The organism is Qipengyuania sp. (assembly GCF_048550555.1).
Classification (GTDB): domain Bacteria; phylum Pseudomonadota; class Alphaproteobacteria; order Sphingomonadales; family Sphingomonadaceae; genus Qipengyuania.
This window is the reverse complement of the sequence record NZ_JBLYYF010000040.1, coordinates 74246-93335: the sequence shown is the minus strand read 5'-3', so window position 1 is coordinate 93335 and position 19090 is coordinate 74246. Positions and strand designations below refer to the sequence as shown.

The window sequence follows — 19090 nt, the reverse complement described above, 5'->3', positions numbered from 1 at the left end:
TCGACCAGTACGGCGCCGATGCGCTGCGCTTCTTCATGGCGGCGATGGAAAGCCAGGGCCGCGACATCAAGATGGATGACAAGCGGATCGAGGGCTATCGCAACTTCGCGACCAAGCTGTGGAACGCGACGCGTTTCTGCCAGGCCAACGGCATCGGCGCGAGCACCAGTATCGCGGCGCCCGAAGCGAGCCACGCGGTCAACCGCTGGATCATCGGCGAGGTGGTCGAGACCAAGCAGGCACTCGACGCTGCACTGGCAGAGCTGCGCTTCGATGCCGCCGCAAACACGATCTACCACTTCGTGTGGGACCGGTTCTGCGACTGGTATATTGAGCTGATCAAGGGCAATTTCGACGACGAAACGAAAGCCGTCGCCGGCTGGGCGCTCGACCAGATCCTCGTCATGCTCCACCCCTTCATGCCCTTCATCACCGAAGAGCTGTGGTCCAAGCAGGGCGACCGCGCCGACTACCCGCTGATCACCGCCAAGTGGCCCGAACCGCAGGCTGAGGTCGATACGGACGCCAAGGCCGAGATCGACTGGTTGATCGCGCTCACCTCCGCCGCGCGTACGGCGAAGAACGAGCTCGGCATCGCGCCGGGAGCCAAGCTGGCGGCCTTTGTCGCCGCGCCCTCGCCGCTCGGCAAGCGCGTGGTCGAAGCGAATGCCGCCTCGATCGAGCGCCTCGCGCGCCTGACGCCCGTGACCTTCGGCGAAGCGCCCGCCGGCCCCGCCATGCAGATCGCTGCCGGCGAGGACGAGTTTGTCATCCCGCTCGAAGGCGTGATCGACATCGAGGCCGAGAAGACGCGTCTCGAAAAGGCGCTCGTCGCCTCGCAGAAGGAAGCCAAATCGCTCGACGGGCGCCTGTCGAACGCGAACTTCGTCGAACGCGCCAAGCCCGAAGCGGTCGAGAAGGCCCGCGCCGACCACGCACATCACGTCGCCGAGATCGCCCGCCTCGAAGCCGCCCTCGCGCGGCTGGGGTAAGGTCGAACCTACCAATCTCGGCAGCGCATCCTACGTTTGACGAATGACGTCGTGGCTCGTCCCTGGGGGTATCCTGCTCGTCGCGGGCCTGCTGACCTGCCGTTGGTTGTGGCGGCGTAGGAGGCGTAAAACGCTGTTGGCGACACCGCTTACCGCCGAACAGCGGGAGGTGGTGGAAAGACTGGTGCCACTGGTGAAGAGGTTGCCCCAGCCCCTGCGCGAGGCGCTCGAAGGGAAGATGAATCTCTTCTTCGACCAGATCACCTTCAGGGGCATCAACGGCCTCGAAGTGACCGAGGCGATGCGGCTTTCCATCGGCGCACAGGCCTGCCTGCTGATCGTCAACAGCCCGGTCTGGTACGACACGCTCAGAAACGTGCTCGTCTATCCCTCGGCCTTTCTTACCGAGCGCGGCACGCACGATGGCCATTTCGTCCACGAAGGCCATCATGCGACACTCGGCGAAAGCTGGGCGCGCGGCCCGGTCGTCCTGTCATGGGACGATGCATTGCAGGGCGGACTCGATGCGCAGGACGGGCATAACGTGGTAATTCACGAATTCGCCCACCAGCTCGATGGCCTGAGCGGTCACGTCGATGGCATCCCGATCCTGCGCAAGGGCCAGGCCTATGCGGGGTGGGAGCAGGCGATGCTGGACGCTTATCGCGAACATGGCGAACGGCTGGACTGGGGAGAGCGGACCCTGATCGATCCCTATGGCGCCACCAACCATCAGGAATTCTTTGCCGAAGCCATCGTCGCCTTTTTCGAGAAGCCGACGGCTCTGCGCAGCGAAGAGCCCGCGCTTTATGCCCAATTGGCGCAGCTTCTGGCGCTCGATCCGGCGCGATGGGACCAGGCGGTGGGCGTTCGCTGATTTGCGGGCGCCAACCCCAGGAAGAATTTTCCTACTTCCCCCGTTTCGTGCCATAGGGCCACGCATCATGGACCTCGGCAATCGCCCCTTCCCCTGTCATGCGCATCGTCGATCGAAGTGCACATTTGGGACCGGTGGAATTTTTGCGCTTGGACTGTGGTCCATGCGGTCCATCCGTGCCGTGGCAGCGACCAGTCGAGGGTTTTCACAGTGCCTCTAGTCCTCGCCACACAGGCCCCGGGCGAATCCGAGATCTTCGCCAGCGTGCAGGGCGAAGGGCCGAGCGCGGGCATGCCCTGCACCTTCCTGCGCCTGTCGCGCTGCAACCTCGCCTGCGTGTGGTGCGACACCGCCTATACCTGGCACTTCGAAGGCGACGATCGTCCGCACCGTGACGGCGTGGAGTTCGAGCGCAAGGCCAACCAGCTGACGCTGGACGAGGAGGAGGTGGCCGCGCGGATCACCGCGCTCGGCCAGACGCGCCTCGTCATCACCGGCGGCGAACCGCTGCTGCAGGCCCCCGCCCTCGCCCGGCTGCTCGAGCTGCTGCCCGACGTGAGTGTCGAGATCGAGACCAACGGCACGACCAGGGCGCCCCCGCGGCTCGACATCCGCATCGACCAGTTCAACGTCAGCCCCAAGCTGGCGCACAGCGGCAACCCGGCCGAGTTCGCGCTGCTGCCCGAACGGCTCGACGCCTATGCGACCGACCCGCGCGCCTGGTTCAAGTTCGTGATCGCAGAACCGGCGGACGTCGACGAGGTTCTCGCGCTGCGCGAGCGCTATCGCTTCCGGCCCGGCCACGTCTTCCTGATGCCCGAGGGGACCGACAGCGAGACGCTCCGCACACGCGAGAAATGGCTCGCGCCGCTCTGCGTCGAGCATGGCTTTCGCATGAGCGACCGGCTGCACATCCACCTGTTCGGCGATACGCGGGGGACGTAATTCCCCGCGCCGGAACACCTATCCCTGGCTGCGCCAGCGCTTCACGGTGCGCTGGACGACGTCTTCTTCGCCGCCCGTGCGGTTCCACAATTCGATGAAGCTCGGGTCGTCCGAGGCCGGACGCTTGGCTTCCTCGAGATTGTCGAAGCTCACGCGGATCGGGATGGCGACGCCCTCGCCGCAGATGATGCACTCGCGGTTGCGCAAGGCGGGGATGGCATCGAGGAAGCCGCGCGCGCCTTCGGGCATCGCCGCGCGGACGAATTCCTGGTCGCGGTCGTTGTTGAGGCGCATGGCGATGATCGTGCCGCATTGCGACAGCACGCCTTCGGCAAGGTCGGACGGGCGCTGCGTGATCAGGCCCAGGCTGATGCCGTACTTACGACCTTCCTTGGCGATCCGGCTGAGGATGGTGCCGACCGAATTGCCGTCGGCGTTCTTCTCGTTGGGGACGTAGCGATGCGCCTCTTCGCAGACCAGCAGGATCGGCGAGGTGCGTTCCTCGCGGCCCCAGATGGCGAAGTCGAACACCAGCCTGCTGAGCACCGCGACCACGGTGGCGGTGATGTCCGACGGCACGCCCGAGACGTCGATGATCGAGATCGGCTTGCCGTTCGAAGGCATGCGGAAGATCTTCGCGATGAAATCGGCCATCGTGTCGGCCACCAGCATGCCCGAGAACAGGAACTGGTACCGCGGATCGCCCTTCACCTCGTCGAGCTTGGTCTTGATCCGCATATAGGGCGCCGAGGTGGTCGACTTGTCGAGCTTGCCCATCGCGTCCTGCAGCTCGCTCGAGAGATCGGACAGCAGGTAGGGGATCGGCGAATCGACCGTGATCTTGCCCATGTGTTCGGCCAGCCGGCTCTTCTGCCGCGCCTTGAGCAGGCATTTGGCGAGAATGTCGGCATCGACCTGGCGTTCGTTGCCGCTGCTGGTGAGAAGCACTTCGCAATGCTCCTCGAAATTCATGATCCAGTACGGCATCTGGAGATTCGAGACGTCGAGGATCACGCCCGTGTTGCGGAAGGCCGAGGCATATTCGCCGTGCGGGTCGATCATCACGATGTGACCCTCGGGCGCTGCCTCGCAGATGCGATGCAGGATCAGCGCGGCGCTGGTCGACTTGCCCGTGCCGGTCGAGCCGAGCAGCGCGAAATGCTTGCCCAGCATGGCATCGACATAGATCCCGGCGCGAATGTCCTTGGTCGGATAGACCTTGCCGATGGTGACAGCGCTGCGCCCGTCGCTGGCGTAGACCTGCTGCAGATCCGCCGTCGACGCGGGATAGACCATCGCGCCGGGCACGGGGTAGCGGGTCACGCCGCGGCGGAAGGCATGCAGCCGTCCGGTCAGCTTTTCCTCCATCCCCTCGCCGAGGAAGTCGATATGGGCGAGGATCGAGCCGGCCTGGCGGTCCTGTCGCTGGTTGCGGACGCTGGCGAGCAGCCAGCTGTTGCCGACGCGGATCTTGATCTGCGACCCGACCTGACCGGCCATGGCGATCGAGGGATCGGGGTCTTCGGCGCATTCGTTGAGCCGCTGGACATCGATCGCGATCTGCGAGCTCGACCCGGCGATTTCGAGCACGACGCCGATCGGCTGGTTGGCGGAGTCACGAGCCGCTTCGGCTGGCCGGTCCGGTTTCGCCCCTTCGATGTCGCCCTTGTTCATTGCAGCTTGCCGGCTGTCTGTCCGCGGGCCCTCCGCCTTGGCTTCGGGCGATGCGGCCGCTTCTTCAGCACCAGCGCGCCGGGCGCCTTGCCGCGGCAGAGAGCGTTCTGGTTCGGCGGCGGGGGCCTGTGCAGGCTGGTGGAGATAGCCCGAGGGAGAAACCGCGGGTCCGGAGTTTTCGACGTTGCGCCGAATGCGATCGCGCAGCGAGGCGCTCCGCGGCTCGGGCGGCTCGGCACCGTCTTCCTTCGAAGGATCGAAAGAACGGAAATTTGTCTGCCCCAAATCGGTCATTGCCTTGGCTGGTCCCACGAAGCGCGCGCGACCCATGCGCACGGATCCTGCCTGCAGCAAACTGCTTAAGATGTGGTCAACGCATACTTCAGGGAAGTACTCAGATGAGCGCGAAAAGCCGGCCTGCCGCCCAGCCCATCCCGACCGACAGCGCCACCGCCATCAAACCGTAGACCAGCGACCACTGCTGCGAATAATCGGCAACAAGGCGTTCGAAGCCCACCTTCTTTACATCGACCTCGGCCAGCGCCGAGGCAATGACCCGTCCGTCGCGTACGGCGAAGGTTTCCGCCGTATAGGTGCCCGTGACCACGTTCGACGGTAGCGAAATGCGTGCCTGGTAGAGGACCTGCTGGCTGATCTGCACTCCGCCGAAATCCTGCTTGTACAGCTGCTGGCGGGTTTTCAAATCGACCAGCCCGTCCTTGAACCGGGCCTGTTCCTCCGGATCGATCACCCCGCTCGGCGAGAGCTGGATATAGTCTGTGCCGAATTCGTAGATCGCGGCGGTCTTCTCGTCGACGATCTGCGCAATGGGCCGCGAGGAAGCGACCGCGAAATAGGACGGGACCGAGCGGAAATCGCTGCTCACCGCATTGATCCAGACCCCTGCGAAACGCTCTTTTTCGCGCAGGCGGACAGGCTGGGAAGGTCCCTTTAGGACGACCACGATATCGTAATCGCTTCCCGCCGCGCGGCCCTGCGGGTCGAGCACGGCACCGAACAACAGCAATTCGGTGCCGGTGAAACCCTGGCGCACCCTCACTTCGTGCTGGCTGACCTCGGGCACGAGGATCGGGTCGCGCTGGCCCATCACCACGAAGGCGAAAAGGAGGAGCAGCAGCGCTCTCACAGCGGAGTCACCGTGTAGATTTCGTCCGGCCGGTAGAACAGGCGGAGGAACATGTTGAAGGCGATCACCAAAACGATCGCCGCAAGGATCAGGCGCAGTAATTCGGGCTTGGCCTTCACCGCCATCTTCGATCCCAGCTGCGCCCCGGTGACCGAGCCGAGAAGCAGCAGGAAGACCAGTACGATGTCGACCGCCTTGGTGGTCAGCGAGTGCATCATCGTCGTCGCCATGGTGACGAAGAGAATGTTGTAGAGCGAGGTCCCGACGACGACATTCGCGCTCATCCCGAGGATGTAGAGCATGGCGGGTACCAGGATGAAGCCGCCGCCGACGCCCATCAGCATGGTGAGCATGCCCACCACCATGCCGACGATCAGCGGCGCGAGTGGCGAGATGTAGAGGCCCGAGCGATAGAAACGCCAACGCAGCGGCAGGCTGGCGACCAGCGGATGGTGTCGCCGGCGCGGTGCCTGCGTGCTGCCCGTCCCGCGCAGCGTCTGCACCGATTCCCGCGCCATCAGCAGGCCGATCCCGCCGAGCAGGATGACGTAGAGCGCGTTGATCACCACGTCGATCTGGCCGATCGAGCGGAAGAAGCGGAACAGCAGCGCGCCGAAGCCCGAACCGATGATCCCCCCGCCGACCATCACCGCGCCCATCCGGTAGTCGACCCCGCCGCGCCCGCCATGCGCCAGCACGCCGGTGACGCTGGCGCCTGTGACCTGGGTCGAGGCCGATGCCGCCGCCACCGTGGGCGGAATGCCGTAAAAGATCAGCAGCGGGGTGGTCAGGAACCCGCCGCCGACTCCGAACAGGCCCGAGAGCACGCCGGTGATCGCCCCCAGCGCGACGATCCACAGTCCATTTACGGACAGGTTCGCGATGGGGAGATAGACGTCCATGGCTGCGCCCTATCGCAGGGGCGCGGCGGATAAAAGCGGGACGATGTCAGAAGCCGGTCGAAAGCGTCACGACACCACCATCTCCCGGCTCGGCTCTGCCAGCCACGCGCCAGCGATAGTCTGCCGCGATCCGCGCGGGAGCGCCGCCCAGTTCGAGCTTGACCGAAAGGCTGGGGCCGAGATCGAGTCTGGTCGCACCTCGCTGCGCGCCACCCCACGCGTCCGCCCCGAGCGAGACGGTGGCGAGGTCGAACCGTGCGAGTTCGCGTTCGGCGACGAGTGCACCGTCGGCAAAGGCAGTCGCGAAGTCGCCGGCGACATAGCCTGCCTGGCCATAGCCCCGTGCGGTGACCCGGGCGGGAAGGCGCAGCGAATCGAATCCCCCAGCAAGGAAAGCTGCGGGGCGGATTTCAGCACTCCGACCAGGCCCTTCGGTCACGCGCATTTCCGCATGGAGAGTGATGGGGACCCCGCGAATGGGACGTGCGCGGAGTCCCAGAGCCCCCTCGGTTTCGCCGCCATCGACCAGCGACCGCGTAACGCGGGCATAGGCGGCCGGTTGGTGTCCGGTACCGGCGGGGGCAAGGCGGTAGGCAAGGACCGCGCCCAGCTGGCTGGCGCCGTAGCTTGCGGGATGGTCGCCGCCGCCGGTCGGCAGCACTTCGCCCTCGCGCAGCAAGGCCCACGCGTCGATACGCCAGGACGAAGCCGTGGTGCGCTGCGGCGCCCTGGCGATCGAACGCGCGGTGCCCGGTGAATCATCGAGCAAGGCCGCGATGCTGCGCGGCATAGGCAGGCTGGCCATTCCGGCGGCGAAAAGCAGGTTGTGCCCCACGGCGCGGCGATGCGTATCGAAATGGGCCGCGAAGTCAGGTGGCGCCACGGTCGCTGGCGAAACCGTACCAAGCGGCACGGCGTTGGCGGGCACGAGCGTTGCCGGCTGCGCCAGCTTCGCTTCGGCGAGCGCTACCCCCTCCCGACGGTCGCTCGCGGGCGAGACTGGGGTGGCCGCCCGCTTGATGGTGTCGCTCAGATGCAACAGATCGGGCAGGTCGATCTGCTCGGGCCAGGGGTTTTGCCAGGTAAGCACGCGCAGCAGGCACCATCCGGCGAACAGCAGGCCGAGAAACAGAACCGGCTGCCCCTCGCGTCTGGCGAACTGCGCGGTCATGATCGCTCGCCCGCCGGCTGCGCGAACAGCGGATGATCGCGATGCTCGGTCTTGTCCCACACCACCGGCGCCCCGCGCAGCGTGCCGATATAGGCAATCAGGGCGCGCCGTCCGGCCATGATCGCGATAACGTTCGATACGAGTATGCGCGGGATCGCCAGCAGGCCCTGACGCCATCCGAACTCGCGCGCGGAGAAGCAGGCGCGCACGAACAGGCGCAGCATCAGACCGGCGACATTCATCAATAACAGCGCCGACAGCAGCGCGGTGGCGGGAGGCGGCGTGACGATCCCGGATTGCTGCAGCACCATTCCGACGGAGAGAAGGCAGACGAGCAGATAGGCGATCACCAGAAGGATCGACGCCAGCGGCCCGCGCCGGTCACGCAATTGCATCCACAGCTCGACCGGCTCGCGTCCCCAGCCGAGCCGGTCCCAGCCCTGCAAGGCGATGCCATGCATCCAGCGCGTCTTCTGGCGGACCGCCGCGTCGAGCCGTGCGGGGAAGAAGGCCCGAGTCGCTATCAGCCGCCCATCCAAGGTGCGCACGCGCAGGAACCGCCCCGTGCCGCCACTCTGCGCGACCTTGAGGCCGAGTTCGTAGTCTTCGGTCAGGGACTCCTCGGCAAAGGGCTTGCCGCCCTGCTGATCGGCAAGCCTGGCGAGCGAACCGCGGGCGATGGCGCAGCCGACCCCGGCCCCGGGGATGGCGGCACCCAGCGCGTCGCGCACGACCAGCGCCTTGCCATGCGATTCGGCAAATTCGTCGGCATAATGCGATCCGATCCACACCGATCGCCGTTGGGGCAGCGCGAGGACGGGCAATTGCACGAAATGCGCGTGCCACAGCGCTGCGTCGAGCAGATCGAGCGCAGCCGGATCGACCATGTCCTCGGCATCGTGCTGAACGATCATCCGGAATTCGCTGCCGGCCCGCCGCTCATCCTCGACCATCGCGAGATAGATAGCGTTCAGGCAATCGGCCTTGGAAGTCGGACCTTCCCGGTCGTGCACCACCAGCCGGACGCGCGGATCGCCGCGAACGGATGCCATCACGGCGGCGATGGTGGCGGGATCGTTGTGGTAACAGCCGACATAGACGATCAGCTCCTCCTGGGACCAGGCATCGAGCATGTGCCCCAGCGTCGAGCCGATCACGGCGTCTTCCTGCCAAGCCGGGATGAAGACCGCGGCACGGCCGGCCAGACCCCCGGCCTCTGCGAAGCTGCGTTCGTCGACGCGCTGCGTGCGAATCCGCCCGGTCAGGCGAAACCATACATAAATGCAATCGAGGGCGAACTCGTCGAGCATGCCGAGGGCGAAGAAGGCAGCGGCGAACAGCAGCAACTCGTGCTGCACGAGCACGAACCATTCCGCCAGCGTGAAGCCCTCAAAAAACAAGCGCCACCCCCCGTCTTTCTGACTACTCCGATACCTCAAGACTTGCAACGCGGGCGGCTTTGCGAAAAAGAGCGGCCCAAGATGACCGAACGTCCTTCCGCTTTCCGCCTCGTTTTCGCCCCCGTCCGCGCGCTGTTCGTCAGCGACGCATCGGCCGGCATCCTGCTCATCCTGGTTGCCGCCGCGGCGATGATCGCAGCCAATTCGCCTTTCGCCGGCGAATATGAGGCGCTGTTCTATGGCGAGCTGCCGTGGACGCCGATCGCCAAGCTGCACGACCTGCACCTGTGGATCAACGACGCGTTGATGGCGGTGTTCTTCTTCGTCGTCGGTCTCGAAGTGAAGCGCGAATGGATCGAAGGGCAGCTTTCGAGTGCGCAGGCGCGGCGTCTGCCGATCCTGGCCGCCGGCGCGGGCATGGTGCTGCCGGCGCTGGTCTATATCAGCGTTGCAGGCGGCAATTCGGAAGTCCTGCGCGGCTGGGCGATCCCCGCTGCCACGGACATCGCCTTCGCCATGGGGGTGCTCGGTCTGCTCGGAAACCGCGTCCCGGCATCGCTGCGGCTGTTCCTGCTCACGGTGGCGATCGTCGACGATATCGGCGCGGTGGTGGTCATCGCCCTTTTCTACACTGCCAATATCAAGCTCGGCTGGCTTGCGGCCTCCGCCGCTGTGGTGGTCGCGATGATGGCCCTCAACCGTATGAAAGTGGCGCGCTTCTGGCCCTATATCGCGTTGGCTCTGGTGCTGTGGTACTGCGTCCTGAATTCCGGGATCCATGCCACCATCGCCGGGGTCGTCGCGGCGCTGTGCATTCCGATGGTCGGGCCCGACGATCAGACCATGGTCGAGCGGATGGAACACAGTCTGGCCCCGTGGAGCGCCTATCTGGTCGTCCCGGTGTTCGGCTTCGCCAATGCGGGCGTTCCCTTCGCGGGACTGGGGCTGGAACAGGTCCTGGCGCCGCTGCCGCTGGCGATCGCCGCAGGACTTTTCCTGGGCAAACAGGTGGGCATCTTCCTGGCCATTCTCGCTGCCGACAAGTTCGGCTTTGCACCCCGTCCCGACCAGGCGACCTGGCCGGAAATCTGGGGCGTCTCAATCCTGTGCGGGATCGGCTTCACCATGTCGCTGTTCATCAGCGGGCTGGCCTTCGCCGATCAGCAGCTGCTGATCAACGAGGCCAAGATCGGCATCCTGCTCGGATCGCTGATTTCAGCGGTCGTCGGGTTCGCCATCCTGCGCATGACGACGACGCATCCCGACGACGTTAAGTCGCCCTATCTGGACTGATCGGCGGGGCCTACCAGCTCCCGCTGTTTTCCATGCTCGCCCAGGGTTCCTGCGGCTCGAGATAGCCATCCTGCAGGAGCTCGATCGAGATGCCGTCGGGCGTCCTGACGAAGGCCATGTGTCCGTCGCGCGGCGGGCGGTTGATGGTGTGGCCCGCATCGACGAGCGCCTGGCAGGTCTCGTAGATGTTTTCGACCCGGTAGGCGAGGTGGCCGAAATTTCGCCCGCCAGTGTAGGCCTCCGGCGCGCTTCCGTCTCCGGACGGCCAGTTATAGGTCAGCTCGACCTCCGCCACGCCTTCCTGACCCGGCGCGGCGAGGAAGATCAGAGTGAACCGGCCTTTCTCGTTGTCGAACCGCCGCACTTCCTCGAGACCGATCAGGCGGAAAAAAGCCACCGTGGCCTCGGGATCGGTAACGCGGATCATGCTGTGCAGATATTTGGGCACGGATAAACTCCATTCATCTATATTAAAGCACGGTTCATCGCGCACATTGTATTTCCTCTCCGGACGGAACAGGGAAGAGAGGACTGCGACGATGTCTGAGGACGCCGATACCACCGATACCCGGGAAGTGCAGCCGGTGGATTCCACCTTTAGGCGCTGGCTCGCCAGCGCCGGCATATTGGCGATCGGCCTGATCGTTGGCGGGTTCGTGCTGGGGGACGGGCTGGTGCGGATGAAGGCTGCCGAACGCAGCGTCACCGTCCGTGGCCTCGCCGAACGTGAGGTCACTGCCGACCTCGCGACCTGGACCCTCTCCTTCGCCTCGACCGCCACAGATCTGCGGACCGCCCAGACGAGCACCGATCGCGACGCGACGGCGGTGCGCCAGTTCTTCAAGGAACTGGGCTTTCCCGAGTCCGAACTGACCCCGGCGGGCGTGAACGTGTCGAACTATACCGACAATGGCACCGTCTTCTACACTGTGCGCCAGCGCAGCGTATTGCGCACCAAGGACATCGAGCGCGCCCAGCGCGCGGTGCAACGGCAGGCGGAGCTTGTGCGCAAGGGCGTGGTGCTGGAGGATGGTTCGGGCATCAGCTACACTTTCACCGGCCTCAACGCGATCAAGCCGGAAATGGTCGCCGAGGCCACCCGCGACGCCCGTGCCGCGGCGGAGCAGTTCGCCAAGGATAGCGGCGCCGACGTCGGCAGCATTCGCAGCGCGACGCAGGGCTATTTTTCGATCGAGGCCCGCGATGGCGAGGCGGGCGGCTGGGGGATTGGCGACACGCCCTTCAAGAAGGTGCGCGTGGTCACCACGGTCGATTTCGCACTCGACTGACGAAAAGAGGGGTGCGCCGCCACAGCGCACCCCTACGGATTTCCCGCCAGTGAATTCTCAGAAGCTGGCGGAAATCGTACCCACGATGGCATCGTCGGTGAGGCCGTTGATCGACGGCCCCTCGACGCCGATGTAGGCGACGCCGACTTCGAAATTGCCTTCACTCACGCTGGCGCCGATCGACCAGTCGAGGCCGGTATCGTCGGTGGTTCCGGCAAGAATCGGCGGGGCAAGCACGCCATCGGTATAGCCGAGGTGGCCGGTCAGGCTCACCGGTGTGCCCGGAAGCCCGAAGCCGACATCGGTGTAGAGATAGAGGTTGTCGTCTCCGCCCAGCGAATCCTGCTTGGGCGCATAGGCGACGCCGAAGGTCGCTTCGGCCGGGCCGAGGTTCGCGCTGATCGAGGCGTAGGGTTCGATGTAATCGGTATCGAGGCCCAAATCCTCGGTCGGATAGATGTAGTAGAGCACGCCGACATCGACGCTGACGGCATCGGTCAGCTGGCCGCCCCAGCCGGCATAGATGTCGAGCTCGAGATCGCCATAGGCCGGGCCGCCCTTGATCGAGGAAGCCCAGGTGCCGATGTAGAAACCGCTGTCATGGGCGACATCGAAACCGCCCTGAAGGGCCGGATCGCCGCCCGACAGCGAGACGCCGCGAAAGCGATAATCGGTGGTCAGCGCAACATTCGCCGAGGTGGTGAATCCACTGTCCTCTTCGGACTGGGCCATGGCTGGCGTTGCGAGAGAGAGGCCCGCGGCAGCGAGCGAAACGGCCATGAGGCCGCGAAAGGACGTGCGCATTACAAACTCCTGTACGAGTGTCGCTTCGTCCCACCTGCGAATCCGACCGGGCCATTTTGCATAGCCTCTGCTTCGGATACGGTCATAAACCTGCATCGCTTGCGCCATTTGCGCAAGATAGCACCGCCCGGTTTTCGCATTCGCAACAAATGCTGTGCCTTTTTCGCAACTGCAACAACCGGCCCGGTGCGGCTTGTTGCCCCTGCAGCGGCTTGCGCCTATCTGCTTCCGAACCCCACGCAGCAAATTCAAGATTGCCCATAGTTTCCATGCTGAACCTCGCGAGATTCTTCAGAAAAGACGTACCTGCCGCGCCGCGGCCCCGGGTTCCGGCGGGCGAAAGATACTACGTCATCGGCGATATCCACGGCCGGTGCGATCTGCTCGACGAACTCATCGTGGCGATCGAGGAAGACGACCAGCGCTTGGGCGAGGCCGACACCACCGTGGTGCTGCTCGGCGATCTCGTCGACCGCGGCCCCGAAAGCGCACGCGTGATCGAAACCGCACGGCAATGGGGTGAGCGGCGCAAGCTGCGCTACATCGCCGGAAACCACGAGGAAATGTTCCTCGAAGCCTTCACCGACAAGGAAATGCTGCGCCACTTCCTCAAGCATGGCGGCAAGGAGACCGTGCTCAGCTACGGGATCAAGAAGAAGCGCTACAGCGAGCTGACGATGAAGGAACTGCAGGCCGAACTGCACGAACTGGTGCCCAAGAAGCACCGCAGGTTCCTCGCCGCGATGGAGGATATCATCGTCGCCGGCGACTATGTCTTCGTCCATGCCGGGATCAATCCGAAGCTCAGCCTCGAAGAGCAGCGCAAGTCCGACCTGCGGTGGATTCGCGAACGGTTTCTCAAGCATCGCGAGCCGCTCAGCCATGTCGTGGTCCATGGGCACACGATTTTCGACGACGTCGAAAGCACCGAATACCGCATCGGGATCGATACGGGGGCCTTCCGCACCGGCAAGCTCACTGCGCTCGTCCTGGAAGGCGACCAGCGCCGGTTCATCCAGGCGCACGAGGTCGACGGGAATATTATGGTGGTGCACAACGAATTCGCCTAGCCGCCGCAGCGGTGCGGCCACCTCGTCGCCGACCAGCGGGAGCGAATTGCCCTGGTCCCGCGTTTTGTCCTTGCCTGCCTCCTAAGGAGTACCCTCGTGCCGCTCGATCATTCCGAAGGCCTCGAAAACCCCGCCGCAAAATGGACCGTCGTGGCGACGATGGTCGCCCTGGTACTGCTGATCGGCCTCTCTATCTGGGCTGCCTTCTCTATCCGGCTGGATACGTTCGCGCGTATCGATGCGGGAACCGACCGCATCCATATTCGCGGGACCGAGACCAAGTTCGTAGGCTTTGCCAAGGGGCGCTATGCGGGCCGTGAAGTCCTCGTCGAGGGCCTTCCCACGATCGAACAGCTCGAGGAACTGCCCATCGCCTGGCGGGCCCTGTGCGTGGTGCGCGACGATCCGCGTACCGACTGGAGCAAGGCCGATCCGATGATGAAGGTCCACCTTCATTCGGAGAAGATGAAGGAAGCCTGCCGCCCGTTCGAAGGACTCGAGGTAGAGGGCCAGATCGTGCCCAAAGAAACACCGCCCAAGACCTCGATGCTGCCTGCTGTCGAGGATTTGCCAGGGGACCTGTAAGCCGGGTTCTGTCCCGCACGCGGTATGCTCGCACACCAGCCGCGCGGGGGCAGCCATTCGTCTAGGCCGCGGATTGCTCCGCGGCTCCAGCAGCCAACCCGGGCGGTCGATGCGAAACGCACCTGCCCGCTTGCGCGGACGCGCCGCCCCTATTCGGCCTTGCTCCGGGTGGGGTTTGCCATGCGGACCGCGTTGCCGCGGCCCCGGTGCGCTCTTACCGCACCCTTTCACCCTTGCCTGAGCCTGCATGCAGGCCATCGGCGGTATGCTCTCTGTGGCACTTTCCCTCGGTTCGGACCCGAAGGCCCGCGCCGGGCGGGCGTTACCCGCCACCCTCGTTTCGTGGAGCCCGGACTTTCCTCGTACCCTGCGGCACGCGGCTGCCCGGTCCCCTGGCGTCAGGTGAGATAGTGCATCGCCCGGCATTCGCCAAGCGCGCGCTTCCATCGGACCCCCGGCGTGCGTGAACCCGCGATTTCTGCGCCGTGGAGCATCGACCCGACGATTTCGTTAACCTTTATTCCCTAGGCGGATCGGGGCCTGCGATCATTCGCGGGCGGTTATCCGAGGACTGCATGCGAATCGTCAGCTGCCTGGTAGAAGACCACAACATCACATTCGTGGTGATGGCGGCGCTGATGTGCATCGCCGGTTCCATGGTTTCGGCGACGCTGTTTCGCCGGACGCTGGCAGAGGGCGGCGCCGCCCGCGTCCACTGGTGCTTCCTCTCGGCAGTCACGGCAGGCGCCGCAACCTGGGCTACCCACTTCATCGCCATGCTTGGCTACCAGCCCCATGCGCCGGTGTCTCTCGACGGGTTTCTGACCGTCGTTTCCGCGCTGATCGCCGTCGCGGGCATAGGTCTGGGCCTCATCCTCGCGTCGGTGCAACTGCCGCGCTTCGCGCCACTGATCGGCGGTGCGACGATCGGCCTGTCGATCGGCGCGATGCATTATGTCGGCATGTTCGCCTATCGCGTCGACGGCATCGTCCAGTGGGACTGGGGATACGTGATCGCCTCGCTCGTGGTGGCCATCGCCTGTTCGGTCTATGCAATCCGCCTGCTGCGCGATGACGCGGAACGCCACCGGTCCTGGCAGGCGGGCACAATGCTGGCGCTGGCCATTGTCGGCCTGCATTTCGCGGGCATGGCCGGCTTTTCCGTCTCCGCCATGGACGGATATTCGCAGGGCCCCGACAGCGAGGCTTTCGCCGCCATGGCTGCGGCGATCGGCATGGTGGCGCTGCTGATCATCGGGACCGGGGTTTCCACCTATCTGCTGGAACGCAGGACAAGTTCGGAAGGCGAGAGCCGGATCGCCCATATCGCGATGCACGATGCGCTCACCAATCTCGCCAACCGCCACCAATTTACTGAGGCTCTCCACAGCCGGTGCGAGGCGCTCGACGGCCAAGGAGCACCCTTCGCGCTGATGATGGTCGACCTCGACCGCTTCAAGCCGATCAACGATACGCTCGGGCATCCGGTGGGCGACCAGGTGCTTCAGCGGATCGCCCGACGCTTGCGGATCGCCGCGCGCGATAACGACATGGTCGCGCGGATCGGCGGTGACGAATTCGCGGTTATCGCATTCGATGCCACGGACCGGGATACGGTAACGGCCATCGCCGAGCGGATCACCGAACTCCTCGCGCGTCCGATGGTGATCCACGGCAATGTCATCGAGTTGAGCGGCAGCGTCGGGATGGCGATTGCGCCCGAACACGGCACGACTCCCGAACTGCTGATCCAGCACGCCGACATAGCGCTCTATTCGGCAAAGAATAACGGGCGAGACACCTATCGTGTCTTCGAACCGATGTTGATGGAAACCATCAAGCGTCGTCGATCGCTCGAGGCGGCCCTGCGCCGGGCCTGCATGCGCGACGAATTCACCATAGTCTATCAGCCCGTCTTCTCATCGGTGAGCGGGGCGATCACTGCGGCCGAAGCCCTGCTGCGCTGGACCTGTCCCGAACATGGCGAGATACCGCCGAGTGAATTCATACCCATCGCCGAAGAGCTCGGCCTGGTTTCGCGTATCGGGGCGGACGTGCTGCGGCAGGCATGTAGCGATGCCGCGGCCTGGCCGGAGACGATCGATCTGGCCGTAAATGTCTCGCCGGTGCAATTGCTCGATCCGCGGCTACCGCAGACAGTCGCGCAGGCACTGGCCGATTCCGGCCTCCCGCCGGAGCGCCTCGAACTCGAAATCACCGAAACCGCGCTGCTCAACAACGATGAGGCGGCGCTGCGAACGCTCACGCAGATCCGCAATCTCGGCGTGAGCATCTCGCTCGACGATTTCGGGACCGGCTACTCCTCGCTCAGCTATCTGCACCGTTTCCCGATCAGTCGTATCAAGATCGACAAGAGCTTCATCCAGAGGGTCCCGGAAGACGGCGGTAGCGTGTCGATCGTCAGGGCCATCACCCAGCTTGGTTCCAGCCTGAACATGCAGATCACCGCTGAAGGGATCGAGACCGAGTCCCAACTGGCCTTCATTCGCGAACAGGGTTGCGACCACGTCCAGGGCTTCCTGACCGGGCGCCCGATCGCCTCCGCCGACTTCCTTGCCCGCACCGGCAAGCCGGTCGTCGTCAACGCCTAGTTCTGCGAGGGTATCATGCCGATCAGAAGGTTACTCTACACCAGCGCTTCGCGCCTCGAGCCCGCCGAGCTGACGGTCGAAGAGCAGGTCGCGGACATCGTGCAGCAGGCAGCGAAGCGCAACAAGAGGGACGGGGTCACTGGTCTGCTCGTGTTCGTCGAGGGCCAGTTCATCCAGATCATCGAGGGCGAGAGCACCGCGGTGGAAGCGACCTTCGAGCGCATCTGCTGCGACTTCAGGCATGCGCAAGTGAAGCTCGTCGACCTGGTGGCGGTGAAAGACCGCCTCTTCGCGGGATGGAGCATGGCTCACCTGTGCGAAGGCGAGGATCCCGGTTCGTCGCTCGACGAGGACCTTCGCAACGTCCGCTACCTGCTCGGGGTGAATGCGCGCGTCGCGGTGGAACGCATGCATGAGTATCTTCTCGGCCGTAGCGAGATTCCGATCAGCGCGCTAGCCGAGGGCGAGCAGCTACCCGGCTAGCGCGTATGGCCGCGGTCGCGGTCGAGCAGGAGCTGGAACAGGATCGCGCGCACTTCGCCGTCGATCTCACCATTGATCTTCTCGGGACGCCACCGGCGCTGGAAGGCCTCGACGGCCTTGTGCCCGTCGGTGATGTCATAGCCGAAGCGTTCTAGGCCGAGATAGAACGCGGCGTCGTTATCGAAGGGATCGCCGCGTTCGAGCTTTTCGGGACGGGGCAGGCACAGCCCGTATTCGGCGAGCCGGTCCCATGGGAAGAGCTCGCCGGGATCGATCTTGCGCGCCGGCGCGACATCCGAATGCCCGACCACATTGGCGCGCGGAATGTCGTACCGTTCAACCATGCGCGCCACCAGCGGCACAAGTGCCTCGAACTGCGCTTCGTTGAATTCGCGATAGCCGTATTTGTGACCCGGATGGTCGAGCTCGATGCCGATGCTTGCCGAGTTCACGTCCTTGTGGCCGCGCCAATAGGACAGGCCCGCATGCCAGGCCCGCTTCTCTTCAGGGACCAGGCGCACGACCTCGCCCTGTTCGCCGATGAGGTAATGCGCCGAAACCTTGGCCTCAGGGTCGCACAGCCGTTCGATGGCGAAACCCTTGTCCTCCATCTCGGTGTAATGGATGACGACCATCGAAATGGGCGTGCTGCGTTCGTCGAAATTGGGCGACAAGACCTCGCGGTCGACCAGCTCGTCCCTGCTTGGCGGAAGACCCTCGCCGAGCTTGCCGAAATCCGAGCTCAACCGATCAGCCCTTCGCCTTCGGGCAGCGCCGCGCCGAGCACCAGCGCATCATCGCCCCGGTGATATTGCAACCCGCCACCGCTCTCGCTGGCGAGCAGGTGGATCATATGCGCCGCCGCGGTGCGGCTGCTCAGATCCGAGCGGTCGAGCGAACCGTCGAGCGCCTTGCCGATGGTCTCGTCGAAGGCGATCTTGGGCCCCGAAGCGCGCACCACGATCTCGCAAGCATCGTCGCGGCGTTCGGCGCCGACGTCGAGCGTGCCGCCGCGCACAAGCGCATCGATGGCGATCTGCGCGAAATTGAGCAGCACCTTGACCGCCGGCTTGCCCAGCGTGGCATCGGTCAGCGCCCAGTTGATCGTGATCTTGGCCTTGTCCGCCACCAGGGCCTCGATCAGCGCCTTGGGTTCCTCGACGTCGACGCGCTCGCCGAAACCGCCTGCAGCTCCGAAGGCGAGGCGGAAGAACTTGAGCTTGTTGGTGCTGATATGCGCGCTCTGTTCGAGCAATTGCATCACATTGGCGCGCATTTCCTGATCGGTTTCCATCGCGAGCAGCTCGAGACCGTTGGAAAGCGCCCCCACGGGGCTGAGCATGTCGTGACAGAGGCGCGAGCACAGCATCGCGGCAAGATCGATCGATTGGCGGTCGTCCATTGGGGTTCCGGTTGATGAATAACGGTTTACGGTCTTAGCGGGGGGCGACCTCATAGGGAAGCGCCGCGAAACCCGCATCCCCCGATCGCCACAGCGTGATTCGCCCCGCCGCGATTATCGCCCAGATCGCCCCGTCGGGCGCCGCCAGCGATCGGTCCGTGGCCGACGGACGCGGCAGGCCGTTGGGATGCGAATGATAATAGCCGAGCACCTGGGGCCCGCCCGAACGCGCGCCTCGGTGGGCATCGATCAGCGCCTGCGGGTCGATCTCGAAATGCCGATCGGGCTGGGGGTGTACATTCCCTGCGGGGAGGATCGCGGCGACTGCCTCGCCGTCGCCCAACAGAATCCCGCAGCATTCCAGCGGATGTACCCGTTCCGCCTCGGCAAGGAGGCGCGCGACGACATCGCTTGAGACTCGGACCGGCATCGCGCATGGCCCTA

General features: G+C 64.8%; 19 protein-coding genes and 1 other RNA gene. 8 read left to right on the top strand and 12 right to left on the bottom strand.

What is annotated here, in order from left to right; genetic code table 11:
- The 3 genes from ACN4E0_RS11010 to ACN4E0_RS11000 all read left to right on the top strand — a co-directional run.
- Positions 1-992, top strand: a 992-nt coding sequence (locus tag ACN4E0_RS11010; RefSeq protein ID WP_419567796.1) for a class I tRNA ligase family protein, incomplete at its 5' end; no start/stop codon positions are given.
- A gap of 43 nt (positions 993-1035) precedes the next feature.
- Positions 1036-1869 (top strand): zinc-dependent peptidase, encoded by an 834-nt coding sequence (locus ACN4E0_RS11005; RefSeq protein WP_419567794.1) that lies wholly within the window; start codon positions 1036-1038, stop codon positions 1867-1869.
- A gap of 210 nt (positions 1870-2079) precedes the next feature.
- A complete protein-coding gene (locus ACN4E0_RS11000) occupies positions 2080-2814 on the top strand; it encodes a 7-carboxy-7-deazaguanine synthase QueE (protein ID WP_419567792.1) in 735 nt (244 codons plus the stop codon).
- An 18-nt stretch (positions 2815-2832) separates the two neighbouring features.
- Here ACN4E0_RS11000 and ACN4E0_RS10995 read toward each other — a convergent pair whose 3' ends face one another.
- The 5 genes from ACN4E0_RS10995 to ACN4E0_RS10975 all read right to left on the bottom strand — a co-directional run bounded on the left by ACN4E0_RS10995 (position 2833) and on the right by ACN4E0_RS10975 (position 9108).
- On the bottom strand, positions 2833-4488 hold the full coding sequence (locus ACN4E0_RS10995) for an ATP-binding protein (protein ID WP_419567790.1): 1656 nt from the start codon (positions 4486-4488) through the stop codon (positions 2833-2835).
- A gap of 394 nt (positions 4489-4882) precedes the next feature.
- Positions 4883-5635 (bottom strand): TIGR02186 family protein, encoded by a 753-nt coding sequence (locus ACN4E0_RS10990; protein ID WP_419567788.1) that lies wholly within the window; start codon positions 5633-5635, stop codon positions 4883-4885.
- Positions 5632-6537 carry a sulfite exporter TauE/SafE family protein gene (locus ACN4E0_RS10985; RefSeq protein WP_419567786.1) on the bottom strand — a complete coding sequence of 302 codons (906 nt, stop codon included), beginning with the start codon at positions 6535-6537 and terminating at the stop codon, positions 5632-5634. The genes ACN4E0_RS10990 and ACN4E0_RS10985 overlap by 4 nt, the downstream gene beginning before the upstream one ends.
- 46 nt (positions 6538-6583) lie before the next feature.
- Positions 6584-7708, bottom strand: a complete 1125-nt coding sequence (locus ACN4E0_RS10980) for a hypothetical protein (RefSeq protein ID WP_419567784.1) — start codon at positions 7706-7708, stop codon at positions 6584-6586.
- Entirely contained in the window at positions 7705-9108 is a 1404-nt protein-coding gene (locus tag ACN4E0_RS10975) for a glycosyl transferase family protein (protein WP_419567782.1), read from the bottom strand. The genes ACN4E0_RS10980 and ACN4E0_RS10975 overlap by 4 nt, the downstream gene beginning before the upstream one ends.
- An 81-nt stretch (positions 9109-9189) precedes the next feature.
- Between ACN4E0_RS10975 and nhaA the strand changes: the two genes are divergently transcribed.
- Positions 9190-10401: a Na+/H+ antiporter NhaA gene (gene nhaA / locus ACN4E0_RS10970; RefSeq protein WP_419567780.1), complete on the top strand. Its 1212-nt coding sequence runs from the start codon at positions 9190-9192 to the stop codon at positions 10399-10401.
- Positions 10402-10411: 10 nt separating this feature from the next.
- Here nhaA and ACN4E0_RS10965 read toward each other — a convergent pair whose 3' ends face one another.
- Positions 10412-10849 (bottom strand): VOC family protein, encoded by a 438-nt coding sequence (locus tag ACN4E0_RS10965; RefSeq protein WP_419567778.1) that lies wholly within the window; start codon positions 10847-10849, stop codon positions 10412-10414.
- A 91-nt stretch (positions 10850-10940) separates the two neighbouring features.
- Between ACN4E0_RS10965 and ACN4E0_RS10960 the strand changes: the two genes are divergently transcribed.
- Positions 10941-11690, top strand: coding sequence for an SIMPL domain-containing protein (locus ACN4E0_RS10960; RefSeq protein ID WP_419567776.1), 750 nt, complete (start codon positions 10941-10943; stop codon positions 11688-11690).
- A 57-nt stretch (positions 11691-11747) separates the two neighbouring features.
- Here ACN4E0_RS10960 and ACN4E0_RS10955 read toward each other — a convergent pair whose 3' ends face one another.
- On the bottom strand, positions 11748-12470 hold the full coding sequence (locus ACN4E0_RS10955) for a TorF family putative porin (RefSeq protein WP_419567774.1): 723 nt from the start codon (positions 12468-12470) through the stop codon (positions 11748-11750).
- A gap of 293 nt (positions 12471-12763) precedes the next feature.
- On the opposite strand from ACN4E0_RS10955, the gene ACN4E0_RS10950 reads away from it, so the two are divergent.
- Positions 12764-13564, top strand: a complete 801-nt coding sequence (locus ACN4E0_RS10950) for a metallophosphoesterase (RefSeq protein ID WP_419567772.1) — start codon at positions 12764-12766, stop codon at positions 13562-13564.
- An 81-nt stretch (positions 13565-13645) separates the two neighbouring features.
- Here ACN4E0_RS10950 and ACN4E0_RS10945 read toward each other — a convergent pair whose 3' ends face one another.
- Both ACN4E0_RS10945 and rnpB read right to left on the bottom strand, forming a co-directional pair.
- Positions 13646-14020, bottom strand: a complete 375-nt coding sequence (locus ACN4E0_RS10945) for a hypothetical protein (protein WP_419567770.1) — start codon at positions 14018-14020, stop codon at positions 13646-13648.
- Positions 14021-14130: 110 nt separating this feature from the next.
- An RNA gene (rnpB, locus tag ACN4E0_RS10940) (RNase P RNA component class A) lies at positions 14131-14545 on the bottom strand.
- A 179-nt stretch (positions 14546-14724) separates the two neighbouring features.
- Between rnpB and ACN4E0_RS10935 the strand changes: the two genes are divergently transcribed.
- Together ACN4E0_RS10935 and ACN4E0_RS10930 are read left to right on the top strand one after the other, a co-directional pair.
- Complete coding sequence (locus ACN4E0_RS10935) at positions 14725-16761, top strand: putative bifunctional diguanylate cyclase/phosphodiesterase (protein ID WP_419567768.1); 2037 nt, start codon at positions 14725-14727, stop codon at positions 16759-16761.
- 15 nt (positions 16762-16776) lie between these two features.
- Positions 16777-17244, top strand: a complete 468-nt coding sequence (locus ACN4E0_RS10930) for a BLUF domain-containing protein (protein WP_419567766.1) — start codon at positions 16777-16779, stop codon at positions 17242-17244.
- Here the strand turns inward: ACN4E0_RS10930 and ACN4E0_RS10925 are convergent.
- The 3 genes from ACN4E0_RS10925 to ACN4E0_RS10915 are packed head-to-tail and all read right to left on the bottom strand — an operon-like array spanning position 17241 to position 19076.
- Complete coding sequence (locus ACN4E0_RS10925) at positions 17241-17990, bottom strand: N-acetylmuramoyl-L-alanine amidase (RefSeq protein WP_419567764.1); 750 nt, start codon at positions 17988-17990, stop codon at positions 17241-17243. The two genes, ACN4E0_RS10930 and ACN4E0_RS10925, sit on opposite strands and share 4 nt — an antisense overlap.
- On the bottom strand, positions 17987-18646 hold the full coding sequence (locus ACN4E0_RS10920; protein ID WP_419567762.1) for a histidine phosphotransferase family protein: 660 nt from the start codon (positions 18644-18646) through the stop codon (positions 17987-17989). Before ACN4E0_RS10920 ends, ACN4E0_RS10925 begins: the two co-directional genes overlap by 4 nt.
- Before the next feature lie 34 nt (positions 18647-18680).
- On the bottom strand, positions 18681-19076 hold the full coding sequence (locus tag ACN4E0_RS10915; protein ID WP_419567761.1) for a M67 family metallopeptidase: 396 nt from the start codon (positions 19074-19076) through the stop codon (positions 18681-18683).
- Positions 19077-19090: the final 14 nt, after the last annotated feature.

Coding starts and splice junctions, on each gene's coding strand:
- nhaA (WP_419567780.1), top strand. CDS start 9,190: ATGACCGAACGTCCTTCCGCTTTCCGCCTCGTTTTCGCCCCCGTCCGC.
- ACN4E0_RS10920 (WP_419567762.1), bottom strand. CDS start 18,646: ATGGACGACCGCCAATCGATCGATCTTGCCGCGATGCTGTGCTCGCGC.
- ACN4E0_RS10960 (WP_419567776.1), top strand. CDS start 10,941: ATGTCTGAGGACGCCGATACCACCGATACCCGGGAAGTGCAGCCGGTG.
- ACN4E0_RS10915 (WP_419567761.1), bottom strand. CDS start 19,076: ATGCCGGTCCGAGTCTCAAGCGATGTCGTCGCGCGCCTCCTTGCCGAG.
- ACN4E0_RS10950 (WP_419567772.1), top strand. CDS start 12,764: ATGCTGAACCTCGCGAGATTCTTCAGAAAAGACGTACCTGCCGCGCCG.
- ACN4E0_RS10930 (WP_419567766.1), top strand. CDS start 16,777: ATGCCGATCAGAAGGTTACTCTACACCAGCGCTTCGCGCCTCGAGCCC.
- ACN4E0_RS10995 (WP_419567790.1), bottom strand. CDS start 4,488: ATGAACAAGGGCGACATCGAAGGGGCGAAACCGGACCGGCCAGCCGAA.
- ACN4E0_RS10955 (WP_419567774.1), bottom strand. CDS start 12,470: ATGGCCGTTTCGCTCGCTGCCGCGGGCCTCTCTCTCGCAACGCCAGCC.
- ACN4E0_RS10985 (WP_419567786.1), bottom strand. CDS start 6,537: ATGGACGTCTATCTCCCCATCGCGAACCTGTCCGTAAATGGACTGTGG.
- ACN4E0_RS10945 (WP_419567770.1), bottom strand. CDS start 14,020: ATGAAGGTGGACCTTCATCATCGGATCGGCCTTGCTCCAGTCGGTACG.
- ACN4E0_RS11005 (WP_419567794.1), top strand. CDS start 1,036: ATGACGTCGTGGCTCGTCCCTGGGGGTATCCTGCTCGTCGCGGGCCTG.
- ACN4E0_RS10980 (WP_419567784.1), bottom strand. CDS start 7,708: ATGACCGCGCAGTTCGCCAGACGCGAGGGGCAGCCGGTTCTGTTTCTC.
- ACN4E0_RS10935 (WP_419567768.1), top strand. CDS start 14,725: ATGCGAATCGTCAGCTGCCTGGTAGAAGACCACAACATCACATTCGTG.